We start from the raw sequence: 12,486 nt of genomic DNA, 5'->3' as shown, positions 1-12,486 counted from the left end.
GCCGCGCAAGACGCACATACGGGGGGCAACCCGACCGCGAGGGCAGCCGTGGTTGGAGCGGGCTTATAGGGGGGGCATCGGCTGAAGTCAACTTGATCGAGGCCGACACGTGTCGTTGCCCTGTCGAGCCGGTGACTCACCACGCTCTGCAACCCGGAATTCCGAGCATTGCGATGCTGCGCAGCCTATCCCCTCTGGTGATTGGCCGTCGGCACCATACATCACAGAAACGCGAGCGGGCCCGGCGGGGTGGATCCATGGCATCGCTCCGATGCGTAAGGGCCGTGCAAGGCAGCTGCGTAATTTAGACAAGCGTCTGCAGATACCGCCGTCGGGCCGCCGCAATTATTGGTTCGCGTAGCGGAATCGGGTGTTGGCCGCCAGAGATGGCGGTGCGCGATCATGAGGGAAGATGGACGAGCGCGTGACCAGGACCGGGGAAACCGCAGAGCTGAGCCAGGGCGCGGGAGGCGAGGCAGTCGCACGGGCTCCCGCCGGCGCGGCGCCGGCCGGCACTGTCCACGGCGCGGCCGCTGGATCGGCCTCGGGCACCGCGACGCCTAGGGGCGCGCGCCATCTCGGTCTCTCGGGCAAGCTGCTCGCCTTCACTCTCGCCTTCGTGCTGCTCGCCGAGGTGCTGATCATCGTGCCGGCGGTGGCGGCTTTCCGCATCAACTGGCTGTCCGACCGCCTCGCCGGCGCGCGTACCGCCGCTCTCGTGCTCGACGCGGCGCCGGAGGGCATGATCCCGCCCGAGCTCACCCGTGAACTGCTCGGCAGCGTCGGCGCCATCACCGTGGCGCTGAAGCGCGACGACACACGCCGGCTGCTCGCCTCCTCGGACATGCCGCCCGAGGTGGACAGCCTTGCGGACCTGCGCGACATCTCGCCCTGGCAGGCCGTGTCGCAGGCATTCGACACGCTGCTGGCACATGACGGGCGGGTGATCCGCGTCGTCGGCACCCCGCCGCGCGGTGGCGGCTTCGTCGAAATCGTGCTGAGCGAGACGCCGCTGCGCAAGGCGATGCTGCGCTTCACCGGCAATGTGCTGCTGGTGTCGCTGGTGATCGCCGCGCTGACCGGCGCGCTGGTCTATCTCGGCCTTGCCTGGATGTTCGTGCGGCCGATGCGCCGGCTCACCCAGCGCATGGTCGCCTTCCGGGAGAACCCCGCGGTGCCGGCGGCGGCGTTGGAGCCGGGGGAGCGCATGGACGAGATCGGCCTGGCCGAGCGCGAATTCGTCGCCATGCAGCGGCAGATCACCGAGACCCTCCAGCAGAAGAGCCATCTCGCCGCGCTCGGCCTCGCCGTGTCCAAGATCAATCACGATCTGCGTAACCTGCTCGCCTCGGTGCAATTGCTGTCCGATCGGCTCGCCGAGGTGGATGATCCCACCGTGCAGCGCTTCGCGCCGAAGCTGGAAGCCGCGCTCGACCGGGCCATCGCCTATTGCGAGCACACGCTCGCCTATGGGCGCGCGCAGGAGCCGGCGCCGGAACGCCGCCCGGTCGAGCTCGCCCCGCTGGTTGCTGAGGTGCGCGACACGCTCGGCCTCGGCGGCGAGGAGGCAACCGCGATCGGCTGGGTCGCCTCCATCGAGCACGGCATGAAGGTCGATGCCGATCCCGACCAGCTGTTCCGCGTACTGCTGAATCTCTCGCGCAACGCGATGGAAGCGCTCTCCGCCCGCGCGCCCAACGATTCCGCCCGCGACCAGATCCGCATCACCGGGCGGCGCGAGGGCTCCATTGCCGTGATCGAGGTGGCTGATACCGGCCCCGGCGTGCCGGAGCGCGCCCGCGCGCATCTGTTCGAGCCGTTCCAGGGCTCGGCGCGGCGCGGCGGTACCGGCCTTGGCCTCGCCATCGCGGCGGAGCTGATGCAGGCGCATGGCGGCGGCATCCGGCTGGTGCCCGGCACGATGGGCGCGACCTTCCAGCTGCGCGTGCCGGACCGTCCCGTCGATCTCGACGCCCGCCGCGCCGCCCGCTCGCATGGCTAGGCGTCGCCGCACGGCAGGGCGTGGTTGGCGCGGAGGTCTTTGCCGGGCGCTGCTCCTTGCCGCCGGTCTCGTCGTCGCGCCACTGGCCGCAGCCGCCGCCCCGGCGGAAGTGACGGTCTCCGGCACCCGGCTGCTGGTCGACGGCAAGCCGTTCGCCGTCCGCGGCGCCGCGGGCGAGGGGCCGCTCGATGAACTGGCCGGGCTTGGCGCCACCACCTTGCGCACCTATGGCAGCGATCCCGGAGCCCGGCTCGACGCGGCGGCGAAGGCGGGACTGAAGGTCATTGTCGGCCTGTGGGTCGGCCAGCCGCGCCAGGGCGCCGACTATGCCGACCGTACCTTCGTGGCGCGCCAGCTCGCCGAGCTGCAAGGCATCGTCGAGACCTACAGGGATCATCCGGCGCTGCTGATGTGGGCCATCGGCAATGAGGTGGAGGTCGACCTCGCCGACGATTCGGCGGTCTGGCCGGTGATCGAGCAGGTGGCCGCCATGGTGCGGCGGGTCGATCCCGCCCATCCGACCCTTGCCGTTCTCGCGGAAACCGGCACCGACAAGGTGGCGAAGCTCATCGCGCAGGCGCCGAGCATCGAGGTGCTGGGGCTCAACTCCTATGGCGATGCGCTCTATTCCGTCACGGCGCGTGCCCGCGAGCAGGGATGGCAGGGGCCCATCGTCATCACCGAGCTGGGCGCGCTCGGCCAATGGCAGGCCGCCACCACGCCCTGGGGCGCGCCCTTCGAGCCGTCTTCGACGCAGAAGGCGATCCAGCTGCGCCGCTACCTCCAGGCGCTCGGCGACACCGGTGCGATCGTCTTCCTGTGGGGGCAGAAGCAGGAGGTGACGCCGAGCTGGCACAGCCTGCTTCTGCCCTCCGGCGAATGGACGGAAGGCGCCGAGGCGATGGCGGAGGTCTGGAGCGGTCGCACGCCGGGCGGCAACCACGCCCCGCGCATCGCCGCGCTGAATGTGGCCACCGATTCGAGCGCGCCTTTCGCCAGCTGGCCTGCGGGCGGGGAGGGTGCCTTCACGCTGGATGCGCTCGACCCCGACGGCGACCGGCTGGAGGTGCGCTGGACCGTGCGGGCCGAGAGCACGACGCACGGGATTGGCGGCGACGCCGAGGCGATACCTTCCGCCTTTCCCGAAGCGGTGCGCCTTGCCGGCCCCTCGGGCGCACGTATTGGCGGCCTCAAAGCCGGGCGATACCGGCTTTTTGTCGAGGTGCTCGACGGGCGCGGCGCGGCGGCGACGGCCAACATGCCCTTCGAGGTACGCTGACCCGGCTGGCGGGGTGCATCGGTAGACGGACCTTGTGTCGGTCGAGGATTCGGCCTGTGGATAGTTCGGCTTGTCATCGGAACGTATTGCATTGCTCGGCGAAACGGGGTAGCTGACGGGCCCTCGCGGTCGCTTTGCCGTCGCGAGGTTGGTTTCCCGCCTGACGGGAAGCCGGGCGCCCGTAGCTCAGCTGGATAGAGCACCAGACTACGAATCTGGGGGTCAGAGGTTCGAATCCTTTCGGGCGCGCCATTTCCGAACAAAACCGCGAACGCCGTTCGCCGCCGCTTCTCCGCTTGATGCGGCAGTCAGCGTGCGCAGCATGGTCGACTTGTTCCCCATCAGCCGAATCTCCGACTTGCTCACTACCTCGACGTGTTGAGGGCGAGGAGATGGGCGCGGCGATATTCGCCGGCCTCCATGCTCCGCTGTGCTGGAAAGGCCTGGTCGGGGTACAGACTCAGTTTGTGGGCTCAAGACGGCCGCGGCCAAGATCCTTCTTCTCGGCGATGAAGCGGGCGGCGAGAACGAACGCGCCCATGGTGAACTCGCGGCCATGCTCGGCGATCATCCGTTCGGCGAGAGCGGCGATTTCCTCGAAGAACTTGTCCTTGCTTTCGGCTGTCTTGTCGGGCGACGTCATGCTGTCCTCCTGTCGATCTGTTTGAACATGTGCGCGGGCAGGTCGATCACCCCGGCCCAGCCTTGAGCTGCGTGAAAGGCAAGGTGCTCGCCGTCCGTCGACCAGCTCAGGTCGCGCAGGCCGCCCGGCGCGGGATCGCGAATGACCAGTTCGTCTCGATGACCGACGGCCATGACGACGATCATGCCGTTCTCATAGCCGGCGGCGACGAGCGGCAAATGGGGATGCAGCCGCGCCGCCTCGACCGCCACGAAACCGGAACGGCCGGTCTCCAGGGTCCTGGGTCGCTCGCCGCCTTCTCCCATTGTCCAGATGATGGTGCGGAAGGCGCCGCCGGTGACGAGGTGCCGGGAATCGGTGCTCCAGTCGAGCGTGCGCACCGGCGCGGGATAGTCCGGCAGGCGGAGCACGCGCCGGTCCGCCGTATCGATCAGGGCGACGCCGCCATCGCGCAGGCCCGCGGCCAGCCGGCGGCCATCCGGCGACCAGGACAGGGCCTCGACCGGTCCAATTGCGGTCTCGAAGCGCTCGCCGGCCGTGCCTCCCTCGTCGACGATGGACAGGCTCGCCTCGAAGCCGAGTGCCACCCTTCCGCTGTCGGGCGAGGGCGCGATCACGCGCGCGGAGCCCTCATAGCGCGCCATCGCCCGTGCCGTGCCGCCCTCGGGGTCGTAGCGCGTGACGCAGCCGCTGGCGGCGACCCAGGCCGTGCGGTCGCCCGCCGCGCACGAGGTCGCGATGGCGTCGACCCCCGTGCAGTCGTGCTCGACCACCACCCGCGCCGAACCATCGGCTTCGACGCGCACCAGCCGACCAATGGCGCCGCCGACCAGGAAACCCGACGGACCGAACGCTGACAGACGCAGCGGCCCCTCGCCCACGGATACCCGCACTGGCGCCGACACCGGACGGGCGCGCGGGGAGATCGTGGAGCGGCCGTCCTCGATCGACATGCGCCAGCGCGTTCCCGCCGCTTCCGGATCGTCCATCGAGACGATGGCGAGCGTGCCGTCCGCCAGCGCGAAGGCAAGGCTGGCGCCGTCCCGGGCGAAAGCGCAGGCTTGGACCTCTGCCTCCAGACGCCATTGCCGTGCCAGCAGAGCGAAGAGTGGCGATGTGTCGGCTTCCGTCGTGCTCATTCCAGTGCGCTCCCTTGCCGATGCCCGGCCAGTCGGCTCAGCTTTCGCTGATCCGGCGGTCCACGGCGTCGAGCCGCCTATGCGATTCCATGAGTTCGCGATCGTCCTCGGCGAGCCGGGCTTCGGCCGTGTCGCGCTGTGCCCGTGCCTGTTCGAGACGATCCGCCGCGGCTGCCGCGCCCCCGGCCTGCGCCAGGTCGCGCTCACACAGCATCACCTCCAGCTCGAAGCCGCTGAAGAGCTGCCGGTTCTGCAACTGGCGCGCGTTCAGGCGGGTGATCTCCTGCACGATCTCCAGACGCTCGCCGAGCAGGGAGCGCAGTTGCTGCGTGTCCGTCACCGCGCGCCCTCCGCTCGATCCTGCCCGGCTGGACACGGCGCCCTGTCGGACCGGATAATGCCGGCCCGCTCATTCAAGAGGATGGCTGTCATGTTCGACACGATCGGCAAGCCATTCTTCGCCGCGCTCGCCACCTGCGCCGAGGGCCAACTCAGCAGCGAGCATGCCTGCACCAGGGCGCTGCGGCAGGCGGCCGCGAGCGGCGCGCGCGAAGACATCGCCGTCGCCGAGGCCGCGCTCCGGGCACTGCCGGAGAGCGCGCGCGAGGCGCTGATGGCGGCCGGGCACAGGACCCTGCGGGAGAATCCGGCCAGCCTGCTCGGGTCGCTCGCCCCCATGGCGCCGCGCGGCCGGCTGCACTGAACCTTGGCGACCCTAGCCATCGGCGCCTCCTGCGGCGTCGGGCCGGTGGGCGTCGACTTCGGCCAGAATGTCGTGCAGGCCGCCGAGCCCGGACATGAAATGCAGCTCGGCGCTCTCGATGTAGCCGCGCAGGCTGTCCCAGACATCGGCCCGCAGCAGATGAGTCGAATCGCCGCCGAAACGCTCGAACGCCGTCAGATCCATCTGGTGCGACAGCGCCATGCCGTTCACCACGAAGTCGGTGAGCTCGCGCCCATGCGTTTCGACGAACAGCCGCAGCAGCGGATGGTCGCCATAGTCGACTCCGTTGGAGACGAGAGAGCGTTCGATGAAGCCCTGGAAGTGCCGCGACAGCAGATCAAGGCTCTCGCCGCGGATGCGCAGGGTGAAGACCACATCGCGCTCGGCGTTGTCGAGGATGGTCGAGGCAAGCTCCGTCGAGCGGGGGACACGGCCGGAGCCATAGCGCCGTTCTGTCATCTGATCCTCGCTTTTTCGGTTCCGTCCGCCATCGCGAGCCGCTAATGCTTCGCCCGGTATTGCTGGAGCTTGCGATAGAGCGTGCTACGCGAGATCCCCAGCCGATCGGCGGCGATGGATGTGTTGCCGCCCGAGGCGACGAGCGTGCGCTCGATCAGCCGGCGCTCGGCCTCGTCGATGCGCGCGATCTCGTCGCCGCCATCGGACGTTCCGGCGGGACCGCCGCCCGCGTCGCGCAGATGCTGCACCTCCTCGACGAAGTCTTCCGGCAGATCGTCGATGCCCACGGTGCGGCCGGTCGCCATCAGCGACATCGATTCGACGAGGTTGCGGACTTCCCGGATATTGCCCGGCCACTCATAACGTTCGAGCAGATCGAGCACCGCCGGCTGGAAGCGCAACGGCTCGGTGCCGTGGGCCTCGGCCACCTGATGGTTGAAATGGTGAATCAGCAGGCTGATGTCGCCATGGCGGTTGCGCAGCGGGGGAATGGTGATCTTCACCGCGCCGATGCGGAAATAGAGGTCCTTGCGGAAGCGCCCCTCCGCCGCCTCGACCTTGAGGTTGCGATTGGTCGAGGCGACGAGCCGCACATTGATCGGCCGCGGCCGCGCCTCGCCGATGCGGTAGACCGCATTCTCCTCAAGGATGCGCAACAGATAGGGCTGGAGTTCGAGCGGCATCTCGCCGATCTCGTCGAGGCTCAGCACGCCGCTGTCGGCGATCTCGAAGCGCCCGGCGCGCCCTTCGCGCGTGGCCCCGGTAAAGGCGCCGGGGGCGTGGCCGAACAGTTCTCCGCCCAGCAATTCCTTGGAGACCGCGCCGCAATTGAAGGTTACGAAGGGTTCCTTGCCCGTTGTGAGGCCGGCCGCGTGGATGAGCCTGGCGAACAGTTCCTTGCCGACGCCGGTTTCCCCCTCCAGCAGGATGGCGCTGCGGCCCTGCGCGGCCCGCTCGGCCCGCTCGATCGCCTCGACCAGCACCGCGCTCTCGCCGACGATGGCCTCGCGCGCCGCCTTCAATGCCACGCGCGCCGCGCCTGTGCCGGCCCGGACCGCAGGGGAAGGGTGCCCCGTCGGGCCGAGCAGCAGCACCGCACCGGAGAAGGCCCCGTCCTGCATCAGCGGTTCCATGCGCTGCGCGTCGATGCCGGGAATGTCCGAGGCGATATTGTCCGGCCAGTTGTCGCCCTTGAAGTCCACCAGCTGCTCGCCGAGTCGCAGTTCGGCGCCGGGATTGGCATGGCGCCAGCGGGCCGCGGCGGTGTCGCTGTGATGGATCACCCGCCCCTGGCGGTCGAGGATGACGAAGCCGTCGCCGCGCCCGCCGCCCTGCAGCCGGGACAGGCACAGTTCGAGCAGCCGCATGCGCTCGACCCGCAGCTGGTCGGCGAGGGCGAGCTCTATATGGCTCGCCGCCATCATGCCGAGCGCGATGTTATGGCGGCGGAACATGTCCTGCGGGCCGGAGAAATCGACGACGCCGATGACGCTGCCGTCGAGCGGATTGCGGATCGGCGCGCCGATGCAGGTCCAGGACTTCACGCCCTCGCAGAAGTGCTCGGCGGCGCGCACATAGACCGGCTTGCCGGTCACCAGCGCGGTGCCGATGCCGTTGGTGCCGGTGACGGTCTCGCCCCAGTTGGCACCGATTTCCAGACGTATGTCGTGGGCGGCGTCGACGATATGCGGATCGCCGGCGGTCTCGATGATGACACCGCGCTGGTCGGTGATGACGACCATGGTCGCCGTCTCGCCGAGGATATCGGCGAGGCGTTCGAAGGTCTTGCCGGCCGCCTGCAGCAGGCCGCCATGGTGCCGGCGCAGCCCGTCCACCTCGTCGGCGGAGACGATGAGGTCGCTGCCGCGGCCGCGCGGGTCGACGCCGGAGACGGCGCTGCGCTGCCAGGATCGCTCGATGACGCTGCGGACCAGGCCGCCCGGCGCGACCGGCCGGCCCTGATCGAGGAAATTCTCCCACGCCTTCATCGTGGCCGAGGCGTCGTAGGAAGTGCCGTCCGCTGCGTGATCGGCGGCATCCTCGTCCCCGTTCGGGCGAGAGGGGAGTGCCGTCGAATGGCGCTGAAGGGGCGGCTTGGTCATAGGCGCTTCCGTCTGCATCCCAGTGTCCCGTAACCGCGCTCGGACCGGTATCCGCGCAAGAAAGGACCGGAGGTTCCTTCGGGGCGCCCGCTCAGACTTCCCGCGGCGCGGCGAAACCCAGGCGGCGTGCAAGTTCCTGCTTGAACGGCTCGTCGACCTCGTCCTCGCGCAGCACGCAGCCATCGAGCCCGGCCAGCGCCTCCAGCACCTCGTCCGCCGCCGGATCGAAGAAGCCGTTGGCGCGGGTGGCGAGGCAGAACACCCGGCCCTGCGGACGGTGCCGGATCTCGCCGAGGAACAGGACCTGTCGGTTGGTCTCCTCATCGACCACGACGACACGGTTGTTCAGGCTGATGCGGATATAGGGCCGCGCCGCCGCGCTCCGTCCCGTCGAGACATAGCCGACGAAACTTTTTCGATCGTATTCGGCGATGGGTGTCTTGGCTGTCCGGGCCTGCTTGATGTCTTGCCAGCGACCACCAGAAATCTGATTGGCGAGACGGTCAATCGTCCCCCAGTTTCTTTCGATCATCTGCTTGGCGGCGACGTCCTCTTTTCGAGGTCCATCGTTCTTGGTGAAGATATACACCAAAGCACCCTCCCATTTATTTTTATGCAAACATCAGATCCCCGAATTCTTGGCGTTTGGGATCTGTTTCGCTTCGTTTGTGAAGTTTTTAACACGCTTCCAATCAAGCGTCACTCAACGAGGCCTCCCGACGGGCTCATGCCGATCGGGAGGCCGATCATCACGCAGCTACGGCCGCATGCCGTGTCACGCCCATGCGGAACAGCGCCCCGGCAAGAACGGCGCCGATACAGGGCGCGACGAAGTAGAGCCATACCTGCGACATGGCCGAGGATCCGGCAAACAACGCCGGGCCGAAGGAACGCGCCGGGTTTACCGAGGCGCCCGAGACCGCGATGCCGGCGAGGTGAATGGCGACCAAGGTGAGGCCGATGACCAGTCCCGCATAGATGGCCGAGGCGCCCTGCTGCGTCGCGCCGAGGATCACGGTGAGGAACAGGAAGGTCGCGGTGGCCTCGAAGAGGAAGGCCGACAACATGCCGTATTTGGTCCAGCCGTTCTGCGCGAAGCCGTTGGCGGCGGCATCGAAACCACCGACGCGGCCGGAAGCGATGACATAGAGCACCGCCGCCGCGGCGATGCCGCCGAGGAACTGGGCGAGGACATAGCCCAGGAAGTCGTTCATCGGCAGCCGGCCGGCCACCACCGCGCCGAGGCTGACGGCGGGATTGAGATGGGCGCCGGAGATCGGTCCGACCGCGTAGGCCATGGCCACGACCGACAGTCCGAAGGCGAAGGCAACGCCGAGAAGGCCGACCTCCTCGCGCATGAAGATGACGGTGGCGCAACCGAAGAACACCAGTGTGAAGGTGCCGATGAACTCGGCGATATACTTCCGCATAGTCATTTCCTTTGATGTCGGTGCTGCCAGCCTTCGCGGGAACGGGGCCGGCACGATGTCGAGGCGTGGGATGTCCGGGTTCGTCCGGGAGGCCGCCCGCCGGACGGACGGGGACCGCCGGCGGGATGCCATGATCATGCGCGGCCGAGCCTTTCGGCGCCGCCGCCGAGAGCGGGGCCGGCGGTCGGGTCGACATAGTCGGCGATGTCGGCGACCAGCGTGTTGGTGGTCAGCACCAGCGTGGCGACCGAGGCGGCGTTGCGCAGCGCGCTGTAGGTGACGCGCACCGGATCGACGATGCCGGCCGCGATCATGTCCGTCATCTCGCCGGTGGCGGCATCGAAGCCGACGCCGTCCGACGCCGCCATCAGCTTGCCGACGATGGTGTCGGGGTCGTAGCCGGCATTGCGGGCGATGAAGGCGGCCGGACGGGCCAGCGTCTCGCGAACCAGCCTTATGCCTTCGCCGACATCGCCGTTGAGATTGCCGAGCCGGGCCGCGACGATCGGCGCGCATTGCAGCAGCGCCGTGCCGCCGCCGGCGACGATGCCCTCCTCCGCCGCCGCGCGGGTCGCGCTGAGCGCGTCGTCGATGAGCTGGATGGTGCGCTTCTGCTCCACCGGCGTCACGCCGCCGGCATAGATCACCGCCGTGCCGCCGGAGAGCTTGGCGAGGCGTTCTTTCAGCTTGTCCTGCTCGATGTTCGGCGGGGCGAGCTCGTGCTGGCGGGTGACCTGCGCCCGGCGGGCGGCAATCTCCTCGGGGTTTCCTCCGCCGCGGACGATGACGGTCTCGCGGGCGCTGGCGCGGACCTGGCGGGCGGTGCCGAGATCGTCGAGGGTGACGTCCTCCAGCCTCCCGCCGAGATCGCGGGCGATGACCTTGCCGCCGGTGATGATGGCGAGATCGTCCATCATAGCCTTGCGCCAGTGGCCGTAATCCGGCGGATTGACCACCAGCACCTTGCCGCGATTGCCGTCTCCCAGCAGGGTGACCACGACCTCCGGCGCGATTTCCTCGGCGATGATGACCAGCGTGCGCCCGGTCTGCGCCACCGCCTTGCGGATGCCGGCGATTTCCTGCGGCGCGCGGATCTTGAGGTCGGTCAGCAGGATGTAGGGCTCGTGCAGCACCACTTCCATCTTCTCGACGTCGGTCACCATGTGGTGGGAGATATAGCCGCGGTCGAAGGACATACCTTCCACCACGTCGAGCGTGGTCTCGATGGTGAGGCCGTAATCGGAGGAGACGATGCCGTCGAGGCCGACCCGGTGCAGTGCCTCGGCCACCAGATTTCCGAGGTGCGGGTTGGTGGCGGCGATGGTCGCCACCGCTTCCAGCATGGAGCGCTCGGAGGCCGGACGGGCGCGACCCTTCAGCGTTTCCACCACCAGGTCGACCGCAGTGTCGATGCCCCGGCACAGATCGACGGGCTTGGCGCCCCGCTCCAGTGCCGCGACGCCGTTCTGGATGAGGCCATTGGCCAGCACCATGGCGGTGGTGGTGCCGTCGCCGGCGACCTCGTTGGTCTGCATCGAAACCTCGCGCACCACCTGCGCGCCCATGTTCTCGAAGCGGTCGGGCAGCTCGATCTCCGAGGCGATGGTGACGCCGTCGCGCGAGACGATGGGGGTGCCGATCGGCCGGTCGACCATGGCGTTCATGCCTTTGGGGCCGAGTGTCGATTCGACCGCCGCCGCCAGCTTGCCAACGCCGCGGGCGAGCGCGCGGCGCGCCTCGCCGTCATGCAGAATCATCTTTGCCATGGCTGTTTCCTCGTCATCTTGTTTGCTTGTTCGGATCGACGTCGGAACGGGGCGTCGCCGCCTCGTTCACAGGGAGAGCGGCGTGCCGGCATCTCTCGCGGCAGGCACGGCGCCGGCGGCGTGCAGGGCGCAACTGCCGCAGCATCCCGTGGACGCTCCGTCGCCGCCGCAGGCGTGGCGGGAGGGCGCGGCAATCGCCGCGCGCGGCCCTTCGTCATAGCGTGCATCCAGGAGCCCGCGGCACAGCGCGCCATTGGCTTCCATGTTGATGCGTACCGCGCGCAGCCCACGCAGATGCACAGGCAGGCCCGTGGCCGGGATGGCCTCGCCGTCGAGGGTGACAAAGGCGAGGTCGGATGGCCTCGTGGCGAGACCGCGCGCAAGCAGGATGTCGCGATAGCGCGGCTTCTGGCGAAGGCCCTCGGGGTCGGTGATGACGGCGCGATCGAGCGTCGCGAGGTCCGTCGTCACGATGGCGGGGTCCGACCAGCCGGCCCGCCGCAGGCCGAGGATGACCGCCTCCTGCCGGCGCTGGAACGCCTTGCGCAGGAACGTCTCGCGCAAGTCTTCCAGCGAGCTGCCGACCTCGAAGTCACGGAACGCCTCGGCGAAGGAGAGGCCGAGACGGGTGCCGCGATTGACCTCGTCGGAGAACATGTGGTCCTCGAGCCGGGGATGGACCTCGCCCGCCCAGGGCAATGTCCGTACCGCCCGGCCGATGTCGTCCGCCATCAGGAAGGCGAAGTTGGGCGAGCACCAGTAGGTCGGCAGGCGGAACGCGACATCCACGCGGCCGTCGGCGCCAAGGACGATGTCTTCCACGAAGCCGAGATCGACGATCGACTCGTCGAGCTCCGGGTCCATGACGCCGGCGAGCTGGTTCCATACGGCGGCGATGCGCACATCGCCGCCGACCTGTGGGTTGGCGGGGCGGCGCATCAG

The 12,486-nt window shown here is 68.8% G+C and carries 12 protein-coding genes and 1 tRNA gene; 4 read left to right on the top strand and 9 right to left on the bottom strand.

The window, feature by feature from the left end; all coding sequences use genetic code 11:
* The first annotated feature begins 412 nt into the window (after window positions 1–412).
* From ACO2RV_RS03995 to ACO2RV_RS03985, 3 genes are all read left to right on the top strand, one after another.
* Window positions 413–2,002 (top strand): sensor histidine kinase, encoded by a 1,590-nt coding sequence (locus ACO2RV_RS03995; protein ID WP_423290072.1) that lies wholly within the window; start codon window positions 413–415, stop codon window positions 2,000–2,002.
* Window positions 1,995–3,281: a glycosyl hydrolase gene (locus ACO2RV_RS03990; protein WP_423290070.1), complete on the top strand. Its 1,287-nt coding sequence runs from the start codon at window positions 1,995–1,997 to the stop codon at window positions 3,279–3,281. Before ACO2RV_RS03995 ends, ACO2RV_RS03990 begins: the two co-directional genes overlap by 8 nt.
* Window positions 3,282–3,456: 175 nt before the next feature.
* Window positions 3,457–3,533, top strand: a tRNA-Arg gene (locus ACO2RV_RS03985).
* 208 nt (window positions 3,534–3,741) lie between these two features.
* On the opposite strand, the gene ACO2RV_RS03980 is transcribed toward ACO2RV_RS03985, so the two are convergent.
* From ACO2RV_RS03980 to ACO2RV_RS03970, 3 genes are read right to left on the bottom strand one after another with little or no spacing between them, the layout of a single operon-like run.
* Entirely contained in the window at window positions 3,742–3,924 is a 183-nt protein-coding gene (locus ACO2RV_RS03980; RefSeq protein WP_423290068.1) for a hypothetical protein, read from the bottom strand.
* Window positions 3,921–5,063 carry a WD40 repeat domain-containing protein gene (locus ACO2RV_RS03975; protein ID WP_423290066.1) on the bottom strand — a complete coding sequence of 381 codons (1,143 nt, stop codon included), beginning with the start codon at window positions 5,061–5,063 and terminating at the stop codon, window positions 3,921–3,923. Before ACO2RV_RS03975 ends, ACO2RV_RS03980 begins: the two co-directional genes overlap by 4 nt.
* A 37-nt stretch (window positions 5,064–5,100) precedes the next feature.
* Window positions 5,101–5,403 carry a hypothetical protein gene (locus ACO2RV_RS03970; protein ID WP_423290064.1) on the bottom strand — a complete coding sequence of 101 codons (303 nt, stop codon included), beginning with the start codon at window positions 5,401–5,403 and terminating at the stop codon, window positions 5,101–5,103.
* Window positions 5,404–5,493: 90 nt separating this feature from the next.
* Between ACO2RV_RS03970 and ACO2RV_RS03965 the strand changes: the two genes are divergently transcribed.
* On the top strand, window positions 5,494–5,766 hold the full coding sequence (locus ACO2RV_RS03965; RefSeq protein ID WP_423290062.1) for a hypothetical protein: 273 nt from the start codon (window positions 5,494–5,496) through the stop codon (window positions 5,764–5,766).
* Between the two features lie 12 nt (window positions 5,767–5,778).
* On the opposite strand, the gene ACO2RV_RS03960 is transcribed toward ACO2RV_RS03965, so the two are convergent.
* The 6 genes from ACO2RV_RS03960 to ACO2RV_RS03935 all read right to left on the bottom strand — a co-directional run bounded on the left by ACO2RV_RS03960 (window position 5,779) and on the right by ACO2RV_RS03935 (window position 12,483).
* The gene (locus ACO2RV_RS03960; RefSeq protein WP_423290060.1) at window positions 5,779–6,246 is read right to left on the bottom strand and encodes a hypothetical protein; all 468 of its coding nucleotides are present in this window, start codon (window positions 6,244–6,246) and stop codon (window positions 5,779–5,781) included.
* A 41-nt stretch (window positions 6,247–6,287) separates the two neighbouring features.
* A complete protein-coding gene (locus tag ACO2RV_RS03955) occupies window positions 6,288–8,348 on the bottom strand; it encodes a sigma-54-dependent Fis family transcriptional regulator (protein WP_423290058.1) in 2,061 nt (686 codons plus the stop codon).
* A gap of 91 nt (window positions 8,349–8,439) precedes the next feature.
* The gene (locus ACO2RV_RS03950) at window positions 8,440–8,937 is read right to left on the bottom strand and encodes a hypothetical protein (protein WP_423290056.1); all 498 of its coding nucleotides are present in this window, start codon (window positions 8,935–8,937) and stop codon (window positions 8,440–8,442) included.
* Between the two features lie 160 nt (window positions 8,938–9,097).
* Window positions 9,098–9,778, bottom strand: a complete 681-nt coding sequence (locus ACO2RV_RS03945) for an aquaporin (RefSeq protein WP_423290054.1) — start codon at window positions 9,776–9,778, stop codon at window positions 9,098–9,100.
* A gap of 134 nt (window positions 9,779–9,912) precedes the next feature.
* Window positions 9,913–11,544 (bottom strand): molecular chaperone GroEL, encoded by a 1,632-nt coding sequence (locus tag ACO2RV_RS03940; RefSeq protein WP_423290052.1) that lies wholly within the window; start codon window positions 11,542–11,544, stop codon window positions 9,913–9,915.
* A gap of 66 nt (window positions 11,545–11,610) precedes the next feature.
* Window positions 11,611–12,483 carry a metal-sulfur cluster assembly factor gene (locus ACO2RV_RS03935; protein WP_423290050.1) on the bottom strand — a complete coding sequence of 291 codons (873 nt, stop codon included), beginning with the start codon at window positions 12,481–12,483 and terminating at the stop codon, window positions 11,611–11,613.
* Window positions 12,484–12,486 lie beyond the last annotated feature (3 nt).

The organism is Ancylobacter sp. VNQ12 (genome assembly GCF_049445835.1).
In the GTDB taxonomy this organism is placed as follows: domain Bacteria; phylum Pseudomonadota; class Alphaproteobacteria; order Rhizobiales; family Xanthobacteraceae; genus Ancylobacter.
The sequence above is the reverse complement of the archived record's forward strand: the minus strand, read 5'-3'. Positions and strand labels throughout refer to the sequence as shown.